The sequence below is a fragment of the Methylorubrum pseudosasae genome (genome assembly GCF_029504475.1).
GTDB classification, from domain to species: Bacteria; Pseudomonadota; Alphaproteobacteria; order Rhizobiales; family Beijerinckiaceae; genus Methylobacterium; species Methylobacterium extorquens.
The window spans coordinates 3,622,641-3,647,961 of sequence record NZ_JAQGDU010000002.1 but is presented as its reverse complement, the minus strand read 5'-3'; the positions used below and the strand labels follow the sequence as shown (position 1 = coordinate 3,647,961).

General features: G+C 69.3%; 24 protein-coding genes and 1 pseudogene. 14 read left to right on the top strand and 11 right to left on the bottom strand.

All coding sequences use genetic code 11. From position 1 onward, the window contains the following. The first annotated feature begins 225 nt into the window (after positions 1–225). Entirely contained in the window at positions 226–522 is a 297-nt protein-coding gene (locus tag M2437_RS18185) for a GCG_CRPN prefix-to-repeats domain-containing protein (protein ID WP_003600195.1), read from the top strand. Positions 523–566: 44 nt separating this feature from the next. On the opposite strand, the gene M2437_RS18180 is transcribed toward M2437_RS18185, so the two are convergent. Beyond that, on the bottom strand, positions 567–1,007 hold the full coding sequence (locus tag M2437_RS18180; RefSeq protein ID WP_012254358.1) for a flagellar assembly protein FliX: 441 nt from the start codon (positions 1,005–1,007) through the stop codon (positions 567–569). Positions 1,008–1,261: 254 nt separating this feature from the next. On the opposite strand from M2437_RS18180, the gene M2437_RS18175 reads away from it, so the two are divergent. From M2437_RS18175 to M2437_RS18160, 4 genes are all read left to right on the top strand, one after another. Next, positions 1,262–2,404, top strand: coding sequence for a flagellar basal body P-ring protein FlgI (locus tag M2437_RS18175; protein ID WP_003606663.1), 1,143 nt, complete (start codon positions 1,262–1,264; stop codon positions 2,402–2,404). Positions 2,405–2,430: 26 nt separating this feature from the next. Then, entirely contained in the window at positions 2,431–2,790 is a 360-nt protein-coding gene (locus M2437_RS18170; RefSeq protein ID WP_253388275.1) for a rod-binding protein, read from the top strand. Then, on the top strand, positions 2,780–3,259 hold the full coding sequence (locus tag M2437_RS18165) for a hypothetical protein (RefSeq protein WP_253388274.1): 480 nt from the start codon (positions 2,780–2,782) through the stop codon (positions 3,257–3,259). The genes M2437_RS18170 and M2437_RS18165 overlap by 11 nt, the downstream gene beginning before the upstream one ends. A gap of 337 nt (positions 3,260–3,596) precedes the next feature. Further along, positions 3,597–3,773 (top strand): hypothetical protein, encoded by a 177-nt coding sequence (locus M2437_RS18160; RefSeq protein WP_003606666.1) that lies wholly within the window; start codon positions 3,597–3,599, stop codon positions 3,771–3,773. A gap of 227 nt (positions 3,774–4,000) precedes the next feature. Here the strand turns inward: M2437_RS18160 and flgH are convergent, their stop codons facing one another. The 4 genes and pseudogenes from flgH to flgF form a co-directional block, all read right to left on the bottom strand. Then, positions 4,001–4,753 carry a flagellar basal body L-ring protein FlgH gene (flgH, locus tag M2437_RS18155; protein ID WP_003606667.1) on the bottom strand — a complete coding sequence of 251 codons (753 nt, stop codon included), beginning with the start codon at positions 4,751–4,753 and terminating at the stop codon, positions 4,001–4,003. A 56-nt stretch (positions 4,754–4,809) separates the two neighbouring features. Then, positions 4,810–5,856: a flagellar basal body P-ring formation chaperone FlgA gene (flgA, locus tag M2437_RS18150; RefSeq protein WP_253389644.1), complete on the bottom strand. Its 1,047-nt coding sequence runs from the start codon at positions 5,854–5,856 to the stop codon at positions 4,810–4,812. Positions 5,857–5,870: 14 nt separating this feature from the next. Beyond that, entirely contained in the window at positions 5,871–6,662 is a 792-nt protein-coding gene (gene flgG / locus M2437_RS18145) for a flagellar basal-body rod protein FlgG (RefSeq protein WP_003606772.1), read from the bottom strand. Positions 6,663–6,688: 26 nt separating this feature from the next. Then, positions 6,689–7,430 (bottom strand): annotated as a pseudogene (gene flgF, locus M2437_RS18140) (flagellar basal-body rod protein FlgF). Between the two features lie 260 nt (positions 7,431–7,690). On the opposite strand from flgF, the gene fliL reads away from it, so the two are divergent. From fliL to M2437_RS18120, 4 genes are all read left to right on the top strand, one after another. After that, a complete protein-coding gene (fliL, locus tag M2437_RS18135; protein WP_003606770.1) occupies positions 7,691–8,209 on the top strand; it encodes a flagellar basal body-associated protein FliL in 519 nt (172 codons plus the stop codon). A 79-nt stretch (positions 8,210–8,288) separates the two neighbouring features. After that, positions 8,289–9,509, top strand: a complete 1,221-nt coding sequence (fliM, locus tag M2437_RS18130; RefSeq protein WP_003606769.1) for a flagellar motor switch protein FliM — start codon at positions 8,289–8,291, stop codon at positions 9,507–9,509. A gap of 13 nt (positions 9,510–9,522) precedes the next feature. Beyond that, positions 9,523–10,011: a DUF6468 domain-containing protein gene (locus M2437_RS18125; RefSeq protein ID WP_012753229.1), complete on the top strand. Its 489-nt coding sequence runs from the start codon at positions 9,523–9,525 to the stop codon at positions 10,009–10,011. Beyond that, a complete protein-coding gene (locus tag M2437_RS18120; RefSeq protein ID WP_253388273.1) occupies positions 10,008–10,805 on the top strand; it encodes a MotE family protein in 798 nt (265 codons plus the stop codon). Before M2437_RS18125 ends, M2437_RS18120 begins: the two co-directional genes overlap by 4 nt. A 3-nt stretch (positions 10,806–10,808) precedes the next feature. Here M2437_RS18120 and M2437_RS18115 read toward each other — a convergent pair whose 3' ends face one another. Continuing rightward, positions 10,809–11,303: a glutathione peroxidase gene (locus tag M2437_RS18115; RefSeq protein WP_253388272.1), complete on the bottom strand. Its 495-nt coding sequence runs from the start codon at positions 11,301–11,303 to the stop codon at positions 10,809–10,811. A 330-nt stretch (positions 11,304–11,633) separates the two neighbouring features. On the opposite strand from M2437_RS18115, the gene M2437_RS18110 reads away from it, so the two are divergent. From M2437_RS18110 to M2437_RS18100, 3 genes are read left to right on the top strand one after another with little or no spacing between them, the layout of a single operon-like run. Continuing rightward, positions 11,634–12,332, top strand: a complete 699-nt coding sequence (locus M2437_RS18110) for an invasion associated locus B family protein (protein WP_253388271.1) — start codon at positions 11,634–11,636, stop codon at positions 12,330–12,332. A 46-nt stretch (positions 12,333–12,378) separates the two neighbouring features. Continuing rightward, the gene (locus M2437_RS18105) at positions 12,379–13,620 is read left to right on the top strand and encodes a lytic murein transglycosylase (RefSeq protein WP_253388270.1); all 1,242 of its coding nucleotides are present in this window, start codon (positions 12,379–12,381) and stop codon (positions 13,618–13,620) included. Between the two features lie 6 nt (positions 13,621–13,626). Next, positions 13,627–14,211 carry an NAD(P)H-dependent oxidoreductase gene (locus M2437_RS18100; RefSeq protein WP_253388269.1) on the top strand — a complete coding sequence of 195 codons (585 nt, stop codon included), beginning with the start codon at positions 13,627–13,629 and terminating at the stop codon, positions 14,209–14,211. Positions 14,212–14,250: 39 nt separating this feature from the next. Here the strand turns inward: M2437_RS18100 and M2437_RS18095 are convergent, their stop codons facing one another. The 3 genes from M2437_RS18095 to M2437_RS18085 all read right to left on the bottom strand — a co-directional run bounded on the left by M2437_RS18095 (position 14,251) and on the right by M2437_RS18085 (position 17,296). After that, positions 14,251–15,135 (bottom strand): translation factor GTPase family protein, encoded by an 885-nt coding sequence (locus M2437_RS18095; RefSeq protein ID WP_253388268.1) that lies wholly within the window; start codon positions 15,133–15,135, stop codon positions 14,251–14,253. A gap of 228 nt (positions 15,136–15,363) precedes the next feature. Further along, positions 15,364–15,759, bottom strand: a complete 396-nt coding sequence (locus M2437_RS18090; RefSeq protein WP_253388267.1) for a GFA family protein — start codon at positions 15,757–15,759, stop codon at positions 15,364–15,366. A 193-nt stretch (positions 15,760–15,952) separates the two neighbouring features. After that, positions 15,953–17,296, bottom strand: coding sequence for a dicarboxylate/amino acid:cation symporter (locus tag M2437_RS18085; RefSeq protein WP_253388266.1), 1,344 nt, complete (start codon positions 17,294–17,296; stop codon positions 15,953–15,955). A 311-nt stretch (positions 17,297–17,607) separates the two neighbouring features. On the opposite strand from M2437_RS18085, the gene M2437_RS18080 reads away from it, so the two are divergent. Continuing rightward, positions 17,608–19,485, top strand: coding sequence for a sensor histidine kinase (locus M2437_RS18080; protein WP_253388265.1), 1,878 nt, complete (start codon positions 17,608–17,610; stop codon positions 19,483–19,485). After that, positions 19,482–20,834, top strand: coding sequence for a sigma-54-dependent transcriptional regulator (locus M2437_RS18075; protein WP_253388264.1), 1,353 nt, complete (start codon positions 19,482–19,484; stop codon positions 20,832–20,834). The genes M2437_RS18080 and M2437_RS18075 overlap by 4 nt, the downstream gene beginning before the upstream one ends. Positions 20,835–20,847: 13 nt before the next feature. Here M2437_RS18075 and M2437_RS18070 read toward each other — a convergent pair whose 3' ends face one another. Beyond that, entirely contained in the window at positions 20,848–21,906 is a 1,059-nt protein-coding gene (locus tag M2437_RS18070; RefSeq protein WP_015823308.1) for a GGDEF domain-containing protein, read from the bottom strand. A 254-nt stretch (positions 21,907–22,160) separates the two neighbouring features. Then, positions 22,161–25,172, bottom strand: a complete 3,012-nt coding sequence (locus M2437_RS18065) for a bifunctional diguanylate cyclase/phosphodiesterase (protein ID WP_253388263.1) — start codon at positions 25,170–25,172, stop codon at positions 22,161–22,163. Between the last annotated feature and the right edge of the window lie 149 nt (positions 25,173–25,321).

Here is a 25,321-nt window from a genome sequence, read left to right as displayed (position 1 = left end):
GCGCGGCGGAATCATCCTCGCCCCTGGGGATACCGTGAGGGGGCAGACGGAAATACCGGCAAGCAACCAGGGTCCGGACTACGGATGACCTGGATATGTGCAAGGCTCACCGGCAGTGGTCGTGCAGCATCGCGAAGGAGACGCCTCAGTCAGCTTCGGTTCATCGAGGCAGACCTAGCTTCCGGCATCGGCCGTATGGTCCGGCCGCAACGGAGAAATCGTACGATGACGCACGCGAAGGCGTTCGCATTGGCTGCGGTAATCGCCGGCAGCCTTGGTGTTGCGGGCAGCGCCCAGGCGGCGCCCTTCAGCCCCGCTCCCCTCGCGACCGCGACGGACAACGCGCTCGTGGAGCGCACCGCCGGCGGCTGCGGGCCGGGCTTCCACCCTAATCCCTGGGGCATCTGCCGCCCGAACTGGGGTCCGCGGCGCTACTGGGGCGGCCCGCCCCCCGGCTATTATCGCCCGCGGCCGCTCTACCGGCCCTACGGCTATTACCGCCCACGGCCCTATTACTGGTGATCGTACGGGCCGGACCTCGCAAAGGGGTCCGGCCCTTTTCGTGTTCAGGCGCCGCGCGCCGCTTCGAGCTTGGCGAGTTCCACCGCCGCGCGCAGCTCGATCTCGGCCACCAGCCCGTCGAGACGGGGGTCGCCACTCTCCGCGTTCCGCTCGGCGAGACGGCCGGCGATGGCCTGAAGGTCGCGCGTCGCCACCCGCCCGCCGATCAGCGCGGCTTTCAGGCGGTCGAGCCCGTCGAGCAGGTCGTGCCCGCGCTGCACCGAACGGCGGCGGCGCTCCTTCTGCGCGTCGGCCCCGTCCTGTCCCTGGAGCGTGAGGAGGGCGTCGAGCCCGGTGAGCATGCCGGTCTGGCTCGCGCCCGCGGTCGCCGCCCGGGGCGTCTCTTCCGCTCCCGACGTCGGGGCGAAGGCGCCCGGCGCGGCGGCGCGGCGGGTGGCGTTGAGCGCACCCGCGGCGGCCGCGGCAAAGCGTGTGTCGACGCGCATGATCGTCCGAAACCTTTTCGCACCCGACGATGCACGGCGGGTGCCGATCTCCGAAGACATCGGCCGACAGGGTTAAGCGCGAGTAAACAGCCCGGCAGAAGCTGCCGGGGCGGCAGGAAACGCTCTCATTCCCCAGGCCACTCCGGCGGTACCGAAAAAGAGAAACGGTCTCATCTTCAGTGGGTTAGTGTTTGGCACGGCCCTGGCAGAGATCGAACCGGCGTAAAGTCGCCTGGTCCGGCTGCCGAGTTCCGATGCCCCTGCCTCGTCCCCTGTCTCCTGCCCTGTTCGCCCGCCGTCTCGTCGCGGTGCTCGCCTGCCTCGCGGTCCTGCTGCCGCCGGCCCCGGCCAGCGCCCTGTCGCGGGTCAAGGATCTCGCCGCCGTCGAGGGCGTGCGCTCCAACCAGCTCGTCGGCTACGGCATCGTGGTCGGCCTCAACGGCACCGGCGACACGCTCAACAACATCCCGTTCACCAAGCAGTCCCTGCAGGCGATGCTGGAGCGGCTCGGCATCAACACCCGCGGCGCGACCATGCGCACCCAGAACCTCGCGGCGGTGATGGTGACGGCCAACCTGCCCCCCTTCGCGACCCAGGGAACGCATATCGACGTGACCGTCTCCTCGCTCGGCGACGCCAAGTCGCTTCAGGGCGGCACCCTGGTGGCGACCTCCCTGCTCGGCGCCGACGGTGAGATCTATGCCCTGGCGCAGGGCTCGGTGGCGATCGCCGGCTTTTCGGCGGAGGGCGAGGCCGCCAAGATTACCCGCGGCGTGCCGACCAACGGGCGCATCTCCAACGGCGCGCTGGTCGAGCGCGAGATGGCGTTCAAGCTCAACGAGGCGCGGTCCCTGCGGCTGTCGCTGCGCAACCCCGACTTCACCACCGCCAAGCGGATCGCCTCGGCGATCAACGACTTCATGGGTGCCGACACCGCCGAGCCGACCGACCCGGCGACGATCACCCTCCAGATCCCGGCCAAGTACCGCGGCAACATGATCCGCCTCATCACCGAGGTCGAGCAGCTCAAGGTCGAGCCCGACCAGACCGCGCGAGTCGTGGTGGACGAGCGATCCGGCATCATCGTGATGGGCCGCGACGTGCGGGTCTCCACGGTCGCGATCGCGCAGGGCAACCTCACGGTGACGATCACCGAGCAGCCGATGGTGAGCCAGCCCGCGCCGCTGTCGAACGGCCAGACTGCGGTGGTGCCGCGCACCGGCGTGAAGGTGGATACCGGTGACGGCAACAAGCTCGCCCTGGTGAAGGAGGGCGTGAGCCTGCGCGAACTCGTCGACGGCCTCAACGCGCTCGGGGTCGGCCCGCGCGACCTGATCTCGATCCTTCAGGCGATCAAGACGGCCGGCGCGCTCCAGGCCGATATCGAGCTGATGTAATTTCTTTCCCATCGGGAGACCGCACCATGCTGCCCCTCGCAACCTTCGCGGCCTCCGCCGCCGTCGGCGTCGGCAAGAACCTGCTCAACACGCTCGCGAAAACCGATGCGGACACGATGGACACGGCCAAGTCCACCGCCTCGGTCAAGGCGCGCAAGACCGCCGACGACTTCGAGAAGATGTTCCTCGAGGACAGCTTGGAGAAGCTGACGCAGAGCAAGGGCACGGAAGGGCCGATGGGCGAGAACGGCATTGGCGGCGGCGTCTGGCGCTCGATGATGACCAAGGAATACGCCAACGCCATCGTGAAGACCGGTGGCGTCGGCATCAGCAATCAGGTCTATTCCGAGATGATGCGGATGCAGGAGGCGGGCAATGGCCGCTGATCGGACCCTCGCCCTACGCCTCACCGACCGCCCCTCGGCCCAGACTTTCGTGCGCGGGCTGCTCGCCACCATGATCGAGCTGGAAGCGGTGCTCACCCGCGAGAGCGACGGCGTGCGGGCCGGGCGGATCGCCCAGGCGCTGACGGACTCCGCATCGAAACCCGAACTCGCCTCCGCCTACATGAACGGCCTGGAGGCCGCCAAGGCCAACGCGATCGCGCTCGCCCGCTTCGCGCCGGAGGGGCTCGAAGCCTTGAAGGCGGCCCAGCATCGCTTCGCCGCCGTGGTGGAGACCAACCAGCAGGTGCTCGCCACCGCCCGCGCCGTCTCCGAAGGGCTGATCAAGGCGCTGGCCGAGGAAGTCGCCAAGGCGCGCACACCCACGGTCTACGGCCGTCCCTCCGTCTCGCCCTCGCCCTACGGCCGGGGTGCCCAGGGTGGGCCGCTGGTGTTCTCGCGCAGCCTTTAAACATCGGCGACACGATCCGGGGCTACGGCGCCCCGGCGGCCCCGTGACATCGGGCGCCACCGGCCTCGCATGGCCGTGCATCGATGGCGCGCGAGAAAAGCCGCGAGCGAACCACGCTGCCTCGACCGCGCCGGGCCATGAGCGCGCCTTCCCGAAGCGCTACGGCCGGCTCACGAACGCTTTCCGCTCGCGAAGCCGTGAAGTCGCACCGTTGCGAATCCCATCAAAGACTTGCGAAAACTGGCCGCACCGCAGCGGAATAGCCAAGCACGATCTGCCGGAACCTTTTCATCCGCGCGCCGCTTGCCCCCGAACACAATCATCGGAGGAAATGGCGATGTCGAACGACGTGCTCATTCCGCTGCTCGCCATCGTCACCATTGTCCTCGTCGCGGCCTTCGCGATCTGGCAGCGGGCCCGGGTGGCGCAATCGAAGAACGACCCGCACCGCTCGGCCTTCACCCAGGCCCACGGCGAAGCGCCTCGCCCGAACCGGCCCGGCACCGAGCACTGACGCCTCCGGAGCGGCGCCCCGATAGGGGGTCCCGGCTTTCGGAAGAAGCTGATGCAGAACAACAGGCAAAAGCCTCGTCCGGGACCCGACACCCAGGACGAGGCTTTTGCTGTTTGCCGGGTGAGAGCGCCTGCGCCGTCCGGTTTGGAAGTAACTCACCGAACGCTCCGTCACCGCTCGTTTCCCCTTCGGGCACGGGCGGTGGAGCGGGCGTTTCGCGGGAGCCGTTAGAACGGCAGCAGGATGTCCACGAGTTGCTGGCCGTAGCGGGGCTGCTGCACGTCGGTGATCTGGCCGCGGCCGCCATAGGCGATGCGGGCCTGGGCGATCTTGCTCGAATCGATGGTGTTGTCGGACTCGATGTCCTCGGGCCGCACCACGCCGGCCACGATCAACTCGCGCACCTCGAAATTGATGCGGATCTCCTGCTTACCCTCGACCACGAGGTTGCCGTTGGGCAGCACCTGCGTGACGACCGCGGCGACGTTGGTGGTCACCGTCTCGGCCCGCTGCACCGAGCCCGCTCCGTCGCTCGACGAAGTCGAGGTGCCGTTGATGAGCTTGTCGGGGGCGATGCCGGCCGCGGCCACGCCCGCGCTGTTCTCTAGGCCGAAGGCGTTGGGCAGGCCGAAGCCTTCCGCATTGGTCCGCGAGCGCTTGGTCTCGTTGTTGAGGTTGGCCCGGTCGGTCACGTTGACCTTGATGGTGAGCAGGTCGCCGATCCGCGCGGCGCGCTGGTCCTTGAAGAAGGCCCGCGAGCCCGTGCGCCAGAGGGAGTTCGGCGCGTAGGAGACGGGGCTCGTGTCGGGCATCGCCATGCGCACCGGCCGGTAGCCGGGCTGGGCGGTCGGATCCTCGATCGCCGAGAGCGTCGGCGTGGCGCCGACCTGAGAGAGGCGGTCCACGGTGTTGCAGGCGCCGAGCGGCGCGAGTGCCAGGATCACGGCAAGGCGGGAGAGGCGGGGACGGCGAGCGGTCATCGGATGGGTCCGGCGCTAGCGGGAAGGGGAGAAAGACGGAAGGGACGCGGCGCGGCTTACGGGGCGGCGCTGGCCTGAAGGATCGGCTGAGGCTGCGGAGCCGGGCCGACCGAGACCCGCCCCGGGGCGATCACCACGGCTTGCAGCACCTTCTTCGAGGCGGCGTTCGTCACCGAGACGCTGGCGCCGAGGCGGCCGCTCTCGTTGGCGATGCCGCGCAGCGACAGCGACACGCCGGGGGTCTCGAACACGATGGCGACGCTGTCGCCGCGGGCGACGAGATCGGGCGGCGCCACGTCGCCCGAGCGCAGGACGGCGCCGGCGCTGAGGGGACGCTGCGCCACCTGTCCGACGACCGGGGTCGGCGCGCCCTGCACGTCGTTGGGCACGCCGTCGCGCGGGCGGCGCTCGACGGTGAGGTCGGCACTGGCGATCGCCTCGCCGCGATTGAGGCTGCGGGTCAGCACCGCCACCTCGCGGGTCTCGACCGCCACACCGGCCACCCGCAGCGAGGCCTGACGCTCGCCGAGCACCACGAGGCCGGCGACCCGGCGCGTGCGCGGATCGTAGGTGATGTCGACCGCCGCCGCCTGCCCGTCGAGGTCGAGCGGGGCGAGCAGCATCGGCGCATCGCCGTCGAGGCGCACCGAGAGGGATTTCGGATCGAGGCCGTAGCCGGTCTCCAGCGCGCGCTTCAGCGCCGCCTCGATCTCCGTCGCCCCGACCCGGCGGGCGGCGCGCTGCACCGTCACCTGGAGCCGCCCGCCGGTCTCGATCCCGGTCAGACCGAGGGAGGCCGCCGCCTCGATGATGCGGCGGGCCTGGATCGTGCCGACCGCACCGAGGGCCGGGGCGCGGAACAGCGCGCGGGCGGCGAGATCGGCGGGGGCGCCTTCCACGAGGTCGCCGAAGCTGAGCGTGTCGCCGCGGGCGGTGACGTCGCCCCGCAGGCGCAGCGTCGTGCCGGCGGCCATCAGCGGCAGGGTGAACAACGTCACCGTGAGGAAGGCGGCCAGCGCGAGGACGGTCCGGCCGATCATGCCGCGCGAGAGCGGGGTGACGGCGAGCGGGACGGGACGACGGATCGGCCGGAGGGCGTGCATCACGGGTCGAATCCTCAACCGCGGAACATCTGCGAGGTGGTGGAGAGCATCTGGTCGGCGGCGGTGACGACCTTGGAGTTCATCTCGTAGGCGCGCTGCGCCGCGATCAGCGACGAGATCTCGGTGACCGCGTTGACGTTGGCCTCTTCGAGGTAGCGCTGCTGCAGATTGCCGAAGCCTTCCGAGCCCGGCAGGCCGGTGATGGCGGGGCCCGAGGCGGCGGTCTCGACGAACAGGTTGTCGCCGATCGATTCGAGGCCGACCTTGTTGACGAAGCGGGCGAGCTGGAACTGGCCGAGCGCCTGGGGCGCGGTCTGGCCCGGCATGGTCGCCTGCACCGCGCCGGTGGCCGAGATCGTCACCGAGGTCGCGGTGTTCGGCACCGTCACGCCGGGATCGAGCAGGTAGCCGTCGCGGGTGACCATCTGCCCTTGCGCGTCGAGGTCGAACGAGCCGTCGCGGCTGTAGGCGGTGCGCCCGTCCGGCAGGCGGACCCGAAACAGGCCCTCGCCACGGATCGCGACGTCGTAGTCCTTCTCGGTCTGCGCCAGCGGCCCCTGACTCATCGCACGGGCGGTCGAGGTGGTCTTCACGCCCGAGCCCAGCGCGAGGCCGGCGGGCAGCATCGTGTTCTGGTCCGAGGTCGAGGAGCCGGAGCGGCGCAGGTTCTGGTAGAGCAGATCCTGAAAATGCACCTGCTGGCGCTTGTAGCCAGTGGTGCGCAGGTTCGCGATGTTGTTCGAGATGACCTGAACGTTGAGTTCCTGGGCGGCCATGCCCGTGGCGGCGGCGTAGAGGGCGCGCATCGGCGTCGGTCCTTAGAGCCGGGGTGTCAGGCGACGTCGGCGAGACGGCGGATCGCCGTGCCGCGCAGGTCGTCGAGGCGCGAGATCACGCTCGAGACCATCGAGTAGGTGCGGTTCACGTCCATCAGCCGGGTCATTTCGACCACCGGCTTCACGTTGGAGCGCTCCAGCGCGCCGGGCTCCAGATGGGCACCGGGGCCCGCGGGCCGGGCGGGCGCCTCGGACGAGAACAGGTTGGCACCCTCCGACTTCAGCGCCTGAGCGTTGGCGAAGGTGACGAGGCGCAGCCCGGCCGCGGATACCGAGATTGGTCGAGATCGTGCCGTCGGGGGCGATGGCGAGCCCCGTCTCCTGCTGGCCGATGGTGATCGGGCCGCCGTCGCCCTGCACCGCGTGGCCGTCCGAGGTGACGAGGTTGCCCGTGGCGTCGAGTTCGAAGGCGCCGTTGCGGGTGTAGCGCAGGCCCTGCGGCGTCTGGACGGCGAGGAAGGCGTCGCCGCGCAGGGCCACGTGCATCGGGTTGCTGTCGGGCTCCACCGGCCCCTGCGTCAGATCGAGCGGGGTGCCCTGGTCGATGACGTAGGAGAGGCGGCGGTCGGTCCGCTGGAAGCTGTCGGCGGAGGCCACCGGCATCAGATATTCCTGGAAGCGGGCCGAGCGCGCCTTGAAGCCGGTGGTCGAGACGTTGGCCATGTTGTTGGCGATGACGTCGAGTTCGCGAGCCAGGGCGGTCTGGGCGGAGACTCCGACGAAGAGCGCGTTCTGCATGGTGTGCCTCGGATGGCGACGGGTTCGCTCCCTCCACCGCAGGGGCCGTGCCAAACCCGGAAACTTCTCTTTTACCCTAATATTCAGTAGTTTGACTGAAGCGGAGCCTTACGTCGGCACCGGCCCGCCGAGGGACGGCGGCAAGTCCGACCCGGCAAGTTCTGCCGCCTTAACCGAGGGTTAACCACGTCGGCCGAGAACGGAAGGCAAGGGGAGCGCGTCACGCGCGAGCCCCGATCCGGTTTGCCGACGAGCAGCACATGGCCAAGAAGCCGAAGAAGGCGCCCGCGGCCGAGGGCGAGGAGGGCGCGGCGGAAGCGCCGAAGTCCAAGAAGAAGCTCATCATCATCGCCGCCGCGGTGCTGCTGCTCGGGGGCGGCGGGGGCGGGTTCTTCTTCATGAAGAGCCGGGCGGCGCATGCCGATGCCCACGGCGAGCACGGGGCCGAGAAGCTCGACCCGAAGGCGCAGGCCGTGTTCCTCGACATGCGCGACATGCTGGTGAACCTCAGCCCCGATCCGGGGGCGACCAAGTCCAACGTGCTCAAGCTGCGCGTCGCGCTGGAGCTGAAGGACGCCAAGGTTGAGGCGACGGTCAAGCCGCTGATGCCGCGGGTCGAGGACGCCTTCCAGACCTACCTGCGCGAGATCCGGGCGAGCGATCTTGCTGGTTCCGCCGGTCTCTACCGCCTGCGCGAGGAATTGCTGCGGCGGGTCAACATCGCGCTGCACCCGGCCAAGGCCGAGGCGGTGCTGTTCAAGGACGTGATCGTCCAGTGAATCGCGCGGCCGCCCCGTCCCGAAACCCAAATCTCTCCGAATCCCCCTTTCGTAAGACAACCGCGAGCGCGCGACAGGCATGATCGGCCCCGAAGACGAGTTGGAGGACGATTGGGCGGCCGCCTTTGCCGAGCAGGGCGGGGAGGGCGGTGGCGGCGACGCGTCGCTGGCCGAGGAATGGGGCGCGGCGCTCGCCGAGCAGGGCACGACCAAGAGCGCAGGCGACGTCGCCGCCGAATGGGCGACGATGATCGAGGACGGGGAGACCGAGAATCTCCCCGAACTCGCCGGCAACGACCGCATCCTGAACCAGGACGAGATCGACGGCGTCCTCGGCTTTTCCCTGCGCGAGCTCTCCGCCTCCGGGGCAGGGGGCGTGCGCGCCATCGTCGATTCGGGCGTCGTTCAGTACGAACGCCTGCCGATGCTGGAAATCGTCTTCGACCGGATGATCCGGTTGCTGTCGACGAGCCTGCGCAACTTCTTCCAGGATAACGTCGAGGTGACCCTCGACAACATCACCTCGGTCCGGTTCGGCGACTATCTCAACGCGATCCCGCTCCCGACCCTGCTCGGCGTGTTCAAGGCCGATGCCTGGGAGGGCTCGGGCCTCGTCACCGTGGAGCAGACGCTCGCCTACTCGACCATGGATCTCCTGCTGGGAGGCAAGCGCGGCGGCTCGTCGAGCCGGCTCGACGGGCGGCCCTTCACCACGATCGAGATGAGCCTCGTGCGCCGCCTGGTCGAGATCATCCTCACCGACCTCGAACTGTCGTTCCAGCCGCTCTCGCCGGTGCGCTTCGGCATCGACCGCATCGAGACCAACCCACGCTTCGCCACCATCACCCGGCCCGGCAACGCCGCGATCCTGATCACGCTCAAGCTCGACATGGACGGGCGCGGCGGCGGGATGCAGATCCTGTTCCCCTACGCGACGGTCGAGCCGATCCGTGACCTGCTGATGCAGAGCTTCATGGGCGAGCGGCTCGGGCGCGATCAGGTCTGGGAAAGCCACCTCGCCACCGAGATCTGGCAGGCGGATGTGGACATGGAGGCGGTGCTGCACGAGGTGACGCTGCCCCTGAAGCGGGTGCTCAACCTCAAGGTCGGCGACACGCTGATGTTCGACCGCAAGCCCTCTGATCTCATCACCGTGCGCTGTGGCGACTGGGCGCTGACGCAAGGACGGATCGGCCGGATCGACGATGCGATCGCGGTGCAGATCGCCCGGCCGCTGCGGCAGTCCCGCACAACGCTGCAGGCCTACGAGATCTCGATGCAGAACCGTAACGACGGGTAGCGGCAGGAAGACCATGATGACCTTCTTCGTCTCGATGGCCGCCGACGTGCTCGTCGCCGTTCTTCTGGTCGCCACCATCGCCTCCTCGGTGAAGCTGTCGGGGCGCATCAACCGGCTCAAGGCGGACGAGGCGGCCCTGCGCTCCACCATCGGCGACCTCGTGGTGGCGAGCGCCACCGCCGAGCGGGCCATCGCCGGCCTGCGCGCCACCCTCGACGAGTGCGACCGGACGCTGACCGAGCGTCTCGCCGGCGCCGAGCGCACCAGCACCGATCTCGCCGCACATGTGCAGGCGGGGGAGAGCGTGATCAGCCGCATCGCGGCCATCGTCGGCCAGGCGCGGACCACGGCGGCGCCTGCCGCCGCCCCCGCCGCGCCGCGTCCGGTGGCCATCGAGGCCGTGCCCGCCATCGGCAACGGCGAGCGCGTCGGCGCGGCGCTCGCCGCGGCCCAGGCCCTGTCCGAACGCGCCCTCGATCGCCTCCGGGCCAGGGCCGCATGACCCTTCCCGCGCGCCGACTCGCACGTCTCGCGAGCCTTCCGGCGCGCCCTTTCCGGCTGCGCCTGATCGACGCCGTGACCCTGGCGGCGATCGGGCTTCTCGTGCTCAAGCTCACCGCGCTGGTGGCCGCGGACGAGCCGGCGCCCGGCGCGCCGCTGCCGGAATTCGCCCGCGTGCTGGCCAAGGCGCGCACCAATTACGAGCCGACCGACCCGACGACCACGGGCTCCGTCTCGGCGCCGCCGAAGACGGCGGAACCCGCTCCGCCGCCGGTCTACCAGCCGCAGGTGCCCGAACCGGTCTCGGATAGCGAGCGGGCGATCCTGGAAAAGCTCGCGGCCCGCCGCGACACGCTCAAGCAGCGCCGGGACGAACTCGACCTGCGCGAGCAGATGCTCAAGGATGCCGAGCGCAAGCTCGAAACCGGCGTGGCCGACCTGAAGGGCGCCGAGGACAAGGTCGGGTCCGAGGGGACCAAGCGGGCCGAGGCCGAGAAGGCCGGGATGAAGGGCATCGTCCTCATGTACGAGACGATGAAGCCGAAGGACGCGGCCCGGGTCTTCGACCGCCTGAACCTCGAGACGCTGGTGCCGATCGTGACGGCGATGAACCCGCGCAAGATGGCCGAGGTGCTCGCCCTCATGGGCTCGGAGCCGGCCGAGAAGCTGACCGTGGCACTCGCCAACCGCGCCCGTGGCCTCGAAGCGCCCCAGGCATCCGCCGCGATCCCCGGCCTGCCCCCCGGCGAGTTGCCGGCGATCGATCCGGGGCCGACGTCACGGGTGGGACGGTAAGGGCTACCCGGTCGGCTCGGCCAGGGCCCGCTCGATCGCACCGTCCAGGGCCTCGGGCTTCGTGGATGGGGAGAAGCGGCCGATCACCCGGCCGTCCCGGCCGATCAGGAATTTCGTGAAATTCCACTTGATGGCCTGCGTGCCGAACAGACCGGGCTTCTCGCGCTTGAGATCGACATAGAGCGGGTCGGCGCCCGGGCCGTTGACCTCCACCTTGGCGAGGACCGGAAAGGTCACGTCGTAGGTCAGCGAGCAGAACTGCTCGATGGCGGCGGCATCGCCCGGCTCCTGTGCTCCGAACTGGTTGCAGGGCAGGCCGAGCACCACGAGGCCGCGGGCACGATGGCGCCGCCATAGGGTCTCCAAGCCCTGATACTGCGGCGTGAACCCGCATTTCGAAGCGGTGTTGACCACCAGAAGCACCTTGCCGCGATACTGCGACAGGGAATGCGGTCCGCCGCGCGCGTCGCGCGGAGCGTGATCGTAGAGGTTGCTCATGACCCCTCCCAACGCCGTCGATTGCTCAATAGTCCCACCTCCAAGGGTGATATTGTCCTGAATTTCATGGAACGATTCCAGGCTCGATTGGAAATTCCATTGTCCCGTGCCGTGCGGCGTCCCTGCAATTGCATCCTTGATCAAGCGGGGCTAGAGCGCTCTCGGCTGGGCCGGATACCGGCCTGGCGCAAGAGAGCACGTTAAAACAAGGGCTTAGTGTCTCCTACACAACTCCTGCCGCGCCAACGGGCCCGGAAGGGAGACGATCGGTGATCGGGCGTTGTGTGAGACAGTCTCAGAGCCCCGGACGACACTCGCAGGAGCTCCACCATGCCGTCCCTGTCCCGCGGAACCGCGTCCTCCACGGCGCTTCTGCTCGCCGGATTGATGGCCCTGGTCGGGCCGACCATCGCCTCCGCTCAGGATGCCGCGCCCGAGGCCGCCCCCGCGGAGCCGGCCGCGCGACCGAAGCCGCGCCCGCGCAAGCCGGCACCGAAGAAGGAAGAGGCGAAAGAGCCGGCGAGCGCCGCGCCCTCCGGCACGGTGCTGGAACCCGCAGCCGCCTCCGGATCGGCCCAGTGGCCGCCCGGCGCCACCTCGGTCAGCGAGAGCTACGGCGATTGGACGATGAACTGCAACCGCGCCGAGGCGCGCACCGATTGCGTGATCATCCAGTCGCAGGGCGACCGACGCACGGGCAAGCGGCTGTTCAGCGTCGAGTTGCGGCCGCCCAAGGACGGGAAGAGCGAGGGCCTGATCCTGATGCCGTTCGGCCTTCAGATCGAACCCGGCGTCTCATTCAAGCTCGACGACCGGCAACTCGGAAAGGGCGCGCCCTTCTCGTTCTGCGTCAGCGACGGCTGCCTCGTGCCGGTCAGCCTGCCGACGCTGGCCACCGACACGATGAAGACGGCGACCAGCCTCACCGTCTCGGCGACGAAGCCGGACGCCAAGGAGCCGACGATCATCACCGTGCCGCTCTCCGGCTTCGCCGCCGCCTTCGCCCGGGCGAGCGCCTTCGGAAGCTGACGCGCCCGGTCGCGCGATCGGCCGGAGAAATGGTAAGGCTGCGCCCATGCAGCCCTCTGCCAAAGCGCTCCTTCTCGCCACCGCGATCCTCGCCGGGCCGATCCCGGCGCGGGCCGAGGCACCGACCGACCCGGCGCCGCCGGATTTCGCGCGCTGCCTCGGTGAATTGAAGACGCTCGCCGAGGAGCGAGGGGTTCCGCGAACAGTGGCCGAGACGGCCCTGTCGGGGATCGCGCCCGATCCGTCGGTGGTGCCGGCAACCCAGTCGCAGGCCGAGTTCGTGAAGCCGGTCTGGGAGTATATCGAGGCGAGCGTCACGCCGGAGCGGATCGCGACGGGCCAAGCCAAGCTCGCCCAATGGTCCGAGGTGCTGGGGCGGATCGAGGCGGCCTATGGCGTCGATCGGCACATTCTGGTCGCCTTCTGGGGCGTCGAGTCGAATTACGGGGCCGCCCTCGAAGGCGCCGGCATCCGTCCGGTCGTGCCGGCGCTGGCGACGCTGGCCTGCGGCGATCCCGCCCGGCCCGGCCTGTGGCGTGACGAACTCGTCGCGGCCCTGAAGATCCTCGCCGACGGCGATGCCGACGCGGAACGGATGCGCGGATCCTGGGCCGGTGCCATGGGCCACACCCAGTTCATGCCGACCGCCTTCCTGCGCCACGCGGTCGATTTCGATGGCGACGGCCGGCGCGACATCTGGCACTCGGTGCCCGACGCGCTCGCCTCGACAGCCAACTTCCTGAAACAGTCCGGCTGGCGCGCGGGCGAGGGCTGGGGCCTCGAGGTGCTGCTGCCGGACGGGTTCGATTACCGGGTCGCCGACGAAACCACCGAGCGGCCCTTCGCCGAATGGCAAAGGCTGGGCCTCAAGCCAGCCAACGGCGCCTTTCCTGATGGTGCGGAGCGCCGCGCCGCCCTGCTGCTGCCGACGGGCGCGAAGGGCCCGGCCTTCCTGCTGGAACCGAACTTCCGGGTGATCCTGCGCTACAACACGGCGCTCGCCTACGCGCTCACCGTGGCGCATCTCTCCGACCGGCTGCGCGGCGCACCCGGCTTCACCCGCGACTGGCCGCGGACCGACCGCATGCTCACGACCGAGGAGCGCACCGACCTGCAGACCCGGCTCGCGGCGCTGGGTCATCCGGTCGGCGGCGCCGACGGCAAGATCGGCCCGAAGACCCGTGCCGCGATCCGCGCCTTCCAGGAAGCCAAGGGCCTCGTCCCCGACGGCTCTGCCGATGCCGCCCTGCTCGATCGGGTGCGGGCGGCGAACGCGCCGGCACCGTAGCCGCCGATGCGCGTCCTGCTGGTCCATTGCCATCCCCGCCGCGATAGCTTCAACGCGGCCCTGCGCGACACCGCCGCCGCCGCGCTTGAAGCGGCGGGCCATGTGATCGAACGGCTCGATCTCTACGAAGAGGGTTTCGATCCGCGGCTGAGTGCGGGGGAACGGGGCGCCTATTACGACGAGGGTGCCGGGCGGCCGGACCTTGCCGGCCACATCGCCGCCCTGCGCCGGGCCGAGGCACTGGTCCTCGTCTACCCGACATGGTGGTTCGGGCCGCCGGCCATGCTGAAAGGCTGGTTCGACCGAGTCTGGCTGCCGGGCGTGGCCTTCGCGCTGGGCGGGGCGAAGGTGCTGCAACCACGCCTCACCAACATCCGACGGATTGCCGTGGTGACGACCTACGGCTCGCCGCGCTGGCTGCTCTGGCTCGTCGGCTGGCCCGATTGGCGGCTGTTCCGCTTCGGCATCCGCCCGCTTTGTGCCCCGCGCTGCCGGCTCGACTGGATCGCGCTCACCGGCATGGATGGGGCCACGCAGCCAATGCGCGCGCGTTTCATCGAGCGGGTTCGCCGACGGCTGTCGGCGTTCTGATGTTCTTGCGCGAGCGCTCTCACGCTCGGCGCAAAATCCTTACGCGCGTAGCGCAGCAACCATCGGCGGCGGATCAAGATCCAACGATGGGACGGGTGCATAATGGCTGAATGCCATTGAAAAGCAGGCTTCGTCGCCGGCCACGGATTGCAGGCGCGAACCAAAACCAAGCATTTCAGCGAGCGGCACCGTCGCGGTGATGATGGTCGCGTCGCTGCGCACGCTCCTGTCCCGGATCAGGCCACGGCGACCTTGCAAGTCGCTGATCACCCGTGCGGCGGATCGCTCCGGTACGGCGATTTCGACTGCCATGATCGGCTCGGCGAGCACGGCGCTGCCGTGAAGCGCCTCACGGAAAGCTGCGCGGGCTGCGATTTCGAAGGCGAGGGGCGAAGAATCGATCTCGTGATAAGCGCCGTCGATCAGTTCAGCGGTGACCTCGATAACGGGACAGCCGGCCACGACACCGGCGCTCAGCACCGAAGCGAAGCCCCTCTCGATACCATCGACGTACTCGCTCGGCAGAATCCCTTCGGTCATCGTCGCGTTGAAGACGTTGCCGACACCGGGCTCGCTCGGTTCGAACCGGAGCTTCACGCGCGCGAACTGGCTTTCGTTGCCTTTGATCACACGCTTGTGCAGGAAGTCGATCTCACGTCGCCGGGTCAGTCTCTCGCGATAAGCGACCTGCAGCCGCCCGGTCTCGAAGGCGATCGGACCGGCTCGGAGACGCTCGAGTGCGGCGCCGAGAGAACTCTCGGTCCCGGCTTTGAAGATGAATTGGCCGGTCGTCGAATCGGTCGAGAAATCAAGGCCCGGAGTCTCGGCCACCAATTCCAGCAATGCGCTGCGCAGGCTGCTCCGGTCATCGTCGGACACCGCCGCGACGGAGATCTCGATCAGCGGCCACGGCGCACTGGGCATGACGGGCTCTCGGCAGGCGACGGACCGGCTATCCGCACGTTCTGCTTCGCAGGCGCATCAGGTAAATGCAACATAGGGTAGAATACAAAGCCCCACGCATGTCCCGGAGGATACCTCGTACAATCGACGACGATGAGGACTCATCGCCGATTGCTCACGCGGCGGCGTGGCGAGCTTCCGCCGAACGCCTGGAAACCGAGCATCGGTCGGGATCCATACAGCTTGGTATCAAGCGCCCGGAAATCGCTCGAAGCTCGGCAACCGGTGCGCCTCCTCCATCCAGGCGACGCGTTCGGCCACCTGGATATGCGCCTGCGGCGGCAGGGCTTCGGGCGTATCGAGGGTGCCGGTCTGCACGTCGATCATACCCGGCAGGGTCTGCTCGTTGACGTAGAACAGGCCCGTGCCGCAACGCCCGCAGAAATGCCGCCGTCCGTGCTCGGAAGAGGCATAGACCGAGGGCTCGCCGGAGATTGTCACGCGCTCGGCCGGCACCGTCGCCCAGCCGACCATCGGCGCGCCGGAATGGCGCCGGCAATCCGAGCAGTGGCAGAGCGTGTTATGGGCCACCTCGCTCGGCATCTCGTAGGTGATGGCCCCGCAATGGCAGCGTCCCTTGAGCATGAAACCTCCTCGAATCGCCAAGCAGCGATGCGCCGGAGGATAGAGCATCGTCTCCAAGGACCGGTAAGAACAGACGCTGCGAAAATGCGCTCCGAGAGGCCTCAGAAAGCGAGAAACCGCGGCAGCCCTTTTCCGGCTGCCGCGGCTCCCATACCGGACGAAGGACGCAGGACGGTGCGCCCTCCTGACCGGATCACTCAGCCGGCTGAAGGACCGGGGCAGGGGTCGCCTCGGCGACCGGCTTGCCACCCAGCGCGGCGTGAAGCTTGGCCTCGTCGACCTCACCTTCCCAGCGGGCGACGACGATGCAGGCCACCGCGTTGCCGATGAAGTTGGTGAGGGCGCGGCACTCCGACATGAAGCGGTCAATGCCGAGGATCAGCGCCATGCCGACGACCGGCACGGAGGGGACGACGGCGAGCGTCGCGGCCAAGGTGATGAAGCCCGAGCCGGTCACGCCCGCAGCGCCCTTCGAGGAGAGCATGGCCACCAGCAGCAGCAGGATCTGCTCGCCATAGGTGATTGGGGTGTCGGTGGCCTGGGCGATGAAGAGCGCCGCCATCGTCATGTAGATGTTGGTGCCGTCGAGGTTGAACGAGTAGCCGGTCGGGACCACGAGGCCGACGACGGGGCGCGAGCAGCCGGCCTTCTCCATCTTGTCGATGAGCGAGGGCAGGGCCGACTCCGAGGAGGAGGTGCCGAGCACCAGCATCAGCTCTTCCTTGATGTAGCGGATGAGCTTGAGGATGGAGAAGCCGTTGTAGCGGGCGACCGCGCCGAGCACGCCGAGCACGAAGATCGCCGAGGTCAGGTAGAAGGCGCCGACGAGGTAGGCGAGGTTGGCGAGCGAGGAGATGCCGTACTTGCCGATGGTGAAGGCCATCGCGCCGAAGGCACCGATGGGGGCGACCTTCATGATGATGTTGACGACGCCGAAGATCGCCTCCGACATCACCTTGATGATGTCGAGAACCGGCTTGCCGCGCTCGCCGAGGAAGGCGAGGCCGAAGCCGAACAGCACCGAGAAGAACAGCACCTGGAGGATTTCACCGCCCGCGAACGCACCGACGGCCGTCGTCGGGATGATGTTCATCAGGAAGTCGGCGATGTTCTGCTCCTTGGCCTTGCCGGCATAGGTCGCGACCGCCTTCGGATCGAGCGAGTTCGGGTCGATATGCAGGCCGTGGCCGGGCTGGAGCACGTTGGCGACGACGAGGCCGACGATCAGGGCCAGCGTCGAGAAGGTGATGAAGTAGATGAGCGCCTTGCCGCCGACGCGGCCGACCTTCTCGAGATTGGTCATGCCGGCGATGCCGGAGACGACGGTGAGGAAGATCACCGGCGCGATGATCATCTTGACGAGCTTGATGAAGGCGTCGCCGAGCGGCTTCATGTCGGCGCCGAGCTTCGGGTAGAAATGCCCGAGGGCAATGCCGATGGCGACGGCGACCAGCACCTGGAAGTACAGCGTGCGATAGAGCCGCTTGGGTGCGGGCGGCGCGTGGGGCGCGGTCAAAGGGGACGGCACGGTGGCCATGGGCGTTTCTCCCTGTCGGACGGTGGGCGGTCCGTCGGATCGGTTCGCCGGACGCCTCCCGAGGAGGATTCCGGTACCGTCCGCTCTTGCTTTTGGCCTCGCGGCACACAGCTCTGCAGTTCAGTCATGGCTGCGTTACGATCAGGGAATGGCAACCAGCATGCCAATCCGAAGGCGCCGATAACTTTTTGTTAAAGCACTGAAATGAATGATATTTCACGTTCGCAGGTGCAAGGCGCTGGAATGCCTGGTGCGGTGATCCGCACGCAGGGTTCCGGATCGTTCCGGAATTTCGCACTGGACTGGCCGCGGTGATCGTCGCCGCTCCGCTTTCCGCGAAAGATTACCGGCGGGCGCTCGTGGTGCTGGCGGGGCTCGCGGCTCTGCTGCTGTCGGGCTGGCTCGGCGGGCGGGTGGCGGAACGGTGGGCGCTGACCGATCTGCGGCGTTCGGCCTCCTCGACGCTTGGACTCCAGGTCGCGGCGCTTCGGGCCGAGATGCAGGCGCAGAGTTCGCTGCCGCTCGCGCTCGCCGCGGACCCCGAGATCGCTCGCATCGTGGCACCCGCGCCCGACCCCGAACTCGTCGAGGGTGTGAACGGTCGCCTCGCTCAGATCGCTGAGGCGACCGGGGCCGCGGTGATCTACGTGATGGGCACCGATGGCGTGACGGTCGCCGCGAGCAACGCGACCTCGGAAAAGAGCTTCCTCGGCCGGGACTACGGCTTTCGCCCCTATTTCAGGGAATCGATGGCGACCGGCTCCGGCTCGCAATTCGCGCTCGGCACGGTCAGCGGCCGGCCGGGCTACTATCTCGCTCGCCGGCTGCCCCGCGCGGCCGGCGTCGTCGTCGTGAAGATCGAGTTCGACGCGATCGAGGCGGCATGGCGCACGAGCCGCGAGAGCGTGTTCGTTACCGATGCCCGCGGTATCGTGCTGGTGGCGAGCGACCCGGCCTGGCGCTTCAAGGCTCTGCGCGCCATCGACGAGGCGGAGCGCAGGCGCATCCGCGAGGCGCTCGAATTCGGCGAAGCGACGCTCTTGCCCCTGCCACTCTACGCCGATCTCGGCGCGAATGATCTCGTCCGGGTCGGCGGCAGCGCCAAGCCCGCTTGGCCGGCGCTGATGCTCGACGCCCCGATCCCCGGCACCGAATGGCGCCTCCACACCCTGACCCCGATCGCCGCCGCGGTTCAGCGCGAGCGGGCGCAGGGCCGGGTGATCGCCCTGCTGACGACGAGTCTTGCCTGGGCCGGGCTCGCCATGCTGATGGGCCGGCGGCGGCGGATGCGGACCCGGCTCGCAGAGGCCGCCGCCCGGCGCGAGGACCTGGAGGCGCGGGTGGCCGAGCGCACGCACGCGCTCAGCGACGCCAACCGGCAGCTTCTCGGCGAGATCGAGGAGCGCCGCCGCGCCGAGGCCGAGCGCGAGCGCCTCGGCCGCGAACTGGCCCAGGCCGGGCGGCTCGCGGCTTTGGGCCAATTCGCGGCCAGCATGGCCCACGAGATCAACCAGCCGCTCGCCGCGATCCGCTCCTATGCCGACAACACCGCGATTCTCGTGCGCCGCGGACGCGTCGAGGATGCGGCGGAGAACGTCTCGGCGATCGGTCGGCTGACCGAGCGCATCGGCACCCTGACCCGCCAGCTCAAGGGCTTCGCCCGCCGCGCCTCGGGCCGGCGCGAGCCGGTGCGCTTGGCCGACATCGTCCGCGGGAGCCTCGAAGTCGTCTCCTGGCGCGCCGCCCAAGCCGGCATCGCCCTCAATGCGCCGCTTCCCGCGCCCGATCTCGCCGTGCTCGGTGACGGGCCGCGCCTGGAACAGGTCGTCGTCAACCTGATGCAGAATGCCCTCGACGCCGTGACCGGCCGCCCGGAGCCGCGGATCGCCCTGCGGGTCGAGGCGAGCGAGGAGCGGATCGCGGTCGAGGTCGCCGACAACGGACCGGGCATCCCGGAAGCTGTGCGGGCGCAGGTGTTCGACCCGTTCTTCACCACGAAATCCGAAGGCCTCGGGCTCGGTCTGGCGATCTGCCGCGGTATCGTCGAGGAATGCGGCGGAACGCTCGGGCTGCACTCGGGCGCCGACGGCACGACCTTCCGGATGGAGTTGACCCGCGCCCCCGCTCCGGCGGACGCGGGGCAGGACAAGCGGAACGCGAAGCCGGTCGGGAGCCTGGAGGCCATATGAGCAGCGAGCCGGACGGCGCGTCCGAGCGGATCGTCTTCATCGACGACGAGGAGGACGTGCGGCGCGCCAACCGCCAGAGCCTCGAACTCGACGGCTTCCAGGTCGAGACCTTCGAGGCGGGGGAACCCGCGCTCGCAGCGATCCGGGCCGAGCCACCGGGGGTCGTCGTCACCGACGTGCGTCTGCCGGGTCTCGACGGGCGCGCCCTGCTGGAGCGGATCCAGGCCGAGGACCCGGACCTGCCCGTGATCCTCATCACCGGGCACGGCGATATCTCGATGGCGGTCGCGGCGATGCGCTCGGGCGCCTATGATTTCCTGGCCAAACCCTATCCGGCCGAAGCGCTGATGGGGTCGGTGCGCCGCGCCCTCGACCGCCGCCGGCTCGTTCTGGAGAACCGCCGGCTCATCGCCCGGCTCGACGCGGCGATCGAGGAGGATCCCGCCTTCCTCGGCATCTCGCCGGAAATCGTGCGCCTACGCCGCCTCGTGCGCGACGTGGCTGGCGCCGATGTCGACGTGCTCGTGCTCGGCGAGACGGGCTCCGGCAAGGAGGTGGTGGCCAACGCCCTCCACCGCTGGAGCCGGCGCGCCTCGAAGAACTTCGTCGCGATGAATTGCGGCGCGCTGCCCGACAGCGTGGTGGAAAGCGAACTCTTCGGCCACGAGGCCGGCGCCTTCACCGGGGCGCTCAAGCGCCGGGTCGGGCGCATCGAGCACGCGCAAGGGGGCACGCTGTTCCTCGACGAGATCGAAAGCATGCCGCTGGCGCTTCAGGTGAAGCTGCTGCGGGTGCTGCAGGAGCGGGTGGTCGAGCCGCTGGGCACCAACGAGCGGCGGCCGATCGATATGCGGGTCGTCTCGGCCACGAAGGTCGATCTCGGCCAGGAGGCCGCCGCCGGCACGTTCCGCGACGACCTCTACCACCGGCTCAACGTCGTCACGGTCGTCATCCCGCCCTTGCGCGAGCGGCGTGAGGACATCCTGATGCTGTTCCAGCACTTCCTGGCCCGCGCCGCCGCCCGGTTCGGCCGCGAGGCGCCCCCCGTGACGGCGGCGATGCGCGATCACCTCCTGCGCCATTCCTGGCCGGGCAACGTGCGCGAACTCGATCATTTCGCCGAACGCTGCGCCTTGGGCCTCGCCGGTCAGGCCGCCCCGGAGGCGGCGCCGACGACAGCGCTCAGCCTGTCCGACCAGGTCGAGCGGTTCGAGCGCGGGGTGATCCGCGAGGAGCTGATCATGGCCGGCGGCGACGTGCGGCTGGCAGCCGAGTCCCTCGGCGTGCCGCGCAAGACCCTCTACGACAAGATCGCCCGCTACGGTCTCGCGCCGACCGATTTCCGTTGATCGCCGCGCGACCTCACGCGACCGCGGCCCGCGGCGTCGGGCAGACACGGTCGCGGCCGGTCCGCTTGGCCTCGTAGAGCGCGCGGTCGGCCCGCTCGATCACGTCGCGGGCGGCTTCGCCCGGCCGGTACTGCGCGACGCCGGCCGAGATGGTGACCTGTGCCACGACATCGCCGGTGCCGCGCTTGACCAGCCGCTGACCCCGCAGCCGGCCGCAGATCTCCTGGGCGAGCGCGACGCCGGCGCCGATGCCGGCCTCGCCGAGCACGATCGCGAATTCCTCGCCGCCGTAGCGCGCGGCGAGGTCGCGATCCGTCGTCTTCGCGCTGAGCAGCCGTCCGACGAGGCGCAGCACCTGATCGCCGAAGCGGTGGCCGTGCCGGTCGTTGAGACCCTTGAAGTGGTCGATGTCGAGCATGAGCAGGGAGAAAGTGCTGCCGGAATCGCTCCGGGTGCGGGCGATCGAGTCGCGCAGGAACCCGTCGAAGGTCTTGCGGTTGGCAAGCCCCGTCAGGGCATCGGTCGCCGCCGCGCGCTGCGTCTCGACGAGATCCTTGTGCAGCTTGGCGATGTGGGCGGCGGAGACCGAGAGCTGCTCCTCGAGCAGGTGATTGCGGGTCTGCGCCTGCTCGGTCTCACCGATCAGGGCGACGAGCGCCGTCATCAGCTCATCGGCGGTCGGCCGTGCATTCAGGCGGCCGGACCAATGGGTCAGGGCATCACCATAGCCGGCGAGCGCCTTCCGACTGCCCGCGACGCGCTCCGCCAGGGTACCGGCCGCCTCCGCCAGCCGGCCCGCCCCATCGAGCACGGAGGCCTCTGTCGCGGTCCCAGCGATGCAGGCGTCGTAGAGCGCGCTCGCCTGCTCCTCGGTCAGCGTTCCACCGGGTGCCAGACAGGCCGCGAGGCGTTCGCTCAGCGGCGGATTGGCGCCGGCGAAGAAGGTGTGCAGCAATTCGTAGTTCCGCGGGGAGGGCGGCAGCGCATATTGCCGCAGCGCCTCCCAGGCGCGGTGCGCGGGAGCCAGAGCGCGGTCGAGGTCCGGATCCGCCTGCTGCATCTGTCCCTGCATCACCGCCCCTCGAGCGCTTTCCGACGAAGCGGGTTCCGGTTCATCGAAAGAAAGCGCCGCAAACAAGAGGATAGAGCGGTGCCCGACCCAACGGGGTCGGACACCGCTCTCGCCATCGACGTCACGGCCGAAGCGATAGCCGATTACTCTTAAATTTCAGTCTTTCCGATCGACGCGCCGGCTCGCCCTCCGCTCAGGACTTCCGCCGATCCGTCTTCGACAGGTGCCACCATCCACCGTCCTCGTGCACCGGCTCAGGCTGCCACCCGCCCCGCGACGAGGGTCATGGCCTCCGCGGCGGGCAACGGGCGGCCGAGCAGGAAGCCCTGCACCTCGGTGCAGCCCTTGCGCCGCACCTGCACCAATTGCTCCTCCGTCTCCACGCCCTCGGCGGTGATGGCCATGCCGAGGCGCTCGCCCAAACCCACCACCGCGCGCACCACCGCCGCCGCCACGGGCTCGTCGATGTCGCGGATGAAGGCGCGATCGATCTTGATCTTGTCGAAGGGGAACCGGCACAGGTAGCTCAGGGACGAGTAGCCCGTGCCGAAATCGTCGAGCGCGATCCGCACGCCCATGGCGCGCAGGCGGTGCAGAGAACCGATCACGGCGTCCGAATCCTGCATCAGCACGCTTTCGGTGATCTCCAGTTCGAGCCGCCCGGCCGGTAGGCCCGAGGCCGCGAGCGCGCGCATGACGCTCTGCTCCAGCCCGGTCTTGCGGAACTGCACCGCCGAGACGTTGACGGCGACCCGCAGATCGCCCGGCCAGGACGCCGCCTCGCGGCAGGCCTCGTGCAGCGCCCAGGCGCCGAGTTGGGTAATGAGGCCGCTCTCCTCCGCCAGCGGGATGAAGGCCCCCGGCGAGATCGGCCCGCGCAACGGATGATTCCAGCGCAACAGAGCCTCGAAGCCCTGCGGTGCACCGTCCGCGAGGGCGAAGATCGGTTGGTAATGCAGCGCGAACCCGCCGGAGCGGATCGACTCGCGCATCTCGATTTCCAGGAGGTTGCGGGTCACGACCGCGAGAGCCATCCCGCTCTCGTAGAAACGGAAGGTGTTCCGCCCGGAATCCTTGGCCCGGTAGAGTGCGATGTCGGCGTTCTTGAACAGGGTGTCGGCGCTGTCGCCGTGCTTGGGCCAAACCGCCACGCCGATGCTGACGCCGACGGTGGTGGCGCGGCCGCCGAGATCGACCGGCCGCCCGGCGGCCTGGATCAGCCGGCGGGCGAAGGCGGCGATGCGGCGCTGCTTCCCCCGGCTTGGCAAGATGATCGCGAACTCGTCCCCGCCGAGCCGGGCCACCACGTCGCCCTCGCGCAGGGTCGTGCGGAGGCGGCCCGCGACGACGCGGAGCAGGGCGTCGCCCGCGGGATGGCCGAAGGTGTCGTTGACCGCTTTGAAGCGGTCGAGGTCGCAGCACAGCACCACCACCGAGCCGCCGTCGCGCCGGGCCCCGTCGATCTCCCGGGCCAGGGTCTCCTGGAACAGCCGGCGATTGGGCAGCCCGGTCAGCGCGTCGTGGCGGGCCATGTGCTCGATCAGCGCCTGGGCGCGCTTGCGCTCCGTCGCATCCGCGACGGTGCCCTCGAACCAGATCGGCCGGCCCGCCGCGTCGCGCACCACCCAGGCGGTCTCGGAGACCCAGATGCGTTCCCCGCCCGCGTGGCGGCGCACCTCGGATACGAAGTCCTCGACGTGGCCCTCCCGCTCCAGGCAGGCCAGGAAGGCCTCGTGCCGGCCCGGCTCGATGTACCAGTCATGGCTGAAGCCGCCCTCCGGCAGGGACAGGCCCGCATCGCCGTAGCCGTGCAGCCGGGCCAGCGCCCGGTTGGCTTGGACGATGCCGCCGTCGAGCCGGGCCCGATAGACGCCGATCACCGCATTCTGAAACAACGACTGGTAATCGGCCTCGGCCGAGCGCAAGGCCGCCTCGCTCTGCCGCGACGCCGTCAGGTCGGTGAAGGTGCAGATGTGGCCGCCGGAGGCCATCGGAGCGTGCCGTACCCCCAGAATCGTGCCGTTGGGCCGCATCCCCTCGTAGCATTGGACGCCGGGCGGGAAGTCACCGTGCTCCAGCCATTCCTGGGCTTCGGGCGGCGCATGCACGAACTCGCCGCGCCGGCCGAGAAAGCGCCGCACCGCCCTGTAGGACACACCCTCGTGCAGAACATCCTCCGGCAGTTCGAGGAGATCGCGGACGCGCTGGTTGTGGACCTGAACCCGGTCGTCGGGGCCGATCATGACGAGGCCCTGATCCATCGCCTCGAGAGCGGCCCGCATCGCCTCGCCGGTCTCGCGCAGGCGCTGCTCGGAGCGGGCCATGCCGGTGACATCGAGGCAGACGCCGAAGATCGAGACGAGGCGGCCCGCCTCATCGTGTTCGCCGATCCCGTGAACGGCCACCACCCGGATCTCGCCGTCGGGACGAAGGATGCGAGAGCGGTGCTCGTAGCCACCCCCCAGAGTCCGGCTGCGGCCCGCGAGCGCCTCGTCCATGGCGGCCCAGACGCGTTCGCGGTCATCCGGATGATAGAAGCCGATATGGGTTTCGAGCGGCAGCGTCGCGCGTTCGGCGTTGCGCCCGAAGATGCGGGCGATCCCGTCCGACCACGCGATGGTGCGGGTGGCCGCATCGATCCGCCAATGGCCGAAGGCGGCGATTTGTTCGGCCATGGCATGGGCCGCCTCGAGCGCCCTCTGGCGCGCCTCCCATTCCAAGAGATGCGCCTCCGCCCGCCGGCGTTCCGCGGCCTCGCTCGCGCGGTGGGCTTCGTCGAGCTCAAGATGCGCCTCGGCGACGAGCGCCAATTCTTGAAGGACGCGCACTCGGTCGGACGAGACATCGTCCCGCGGCACACAATCCATCAGGCACAGCGTGCCGACGACCCGGCCCGCTCCCGAGCGGATCGCCAGACCCGCGTAGAAGCGGGCATGCGGCGCGCCGAGGACGAGGGGAGAATGGACGAAACGCTCGTCGCGGATCAGGTCCGGCACCACGAGGGCGTGACCGCGCGGCTGGCGGATCGTGTGTTGGCAGCAGGCGTCTTCGCGGTCGATGACGGCCTCCGCGAGCCCGTAGCGGGCGCGGAAACGGATGCGATCCGCGTCGATGAGCGCGATCGCCGCCATGGGGACGGCGAAGATTTCGGCGACGGAGCGGCACAGAGCGTCGAGGCGGCTTTCCAACCCGTCCTCCCGCGGCGCGTTCTGGACGGGTGCAGCGGCTCCACGATCGCTGTGTGGCACCGGACGGGACGCGGACATCGCTTGGCTCCCCCGAAAGCGTCGACCGAGGCCGGCGCCCGAGGCTGGTGGGGAGAGCGAAGCTTCTCAGCTCGAAGTTAAAGGAGATTGGATGCTGAGAGACAATTCCTGAAAATATTTCCCCGCCCGCGACCCTCGCGACGCGAAAT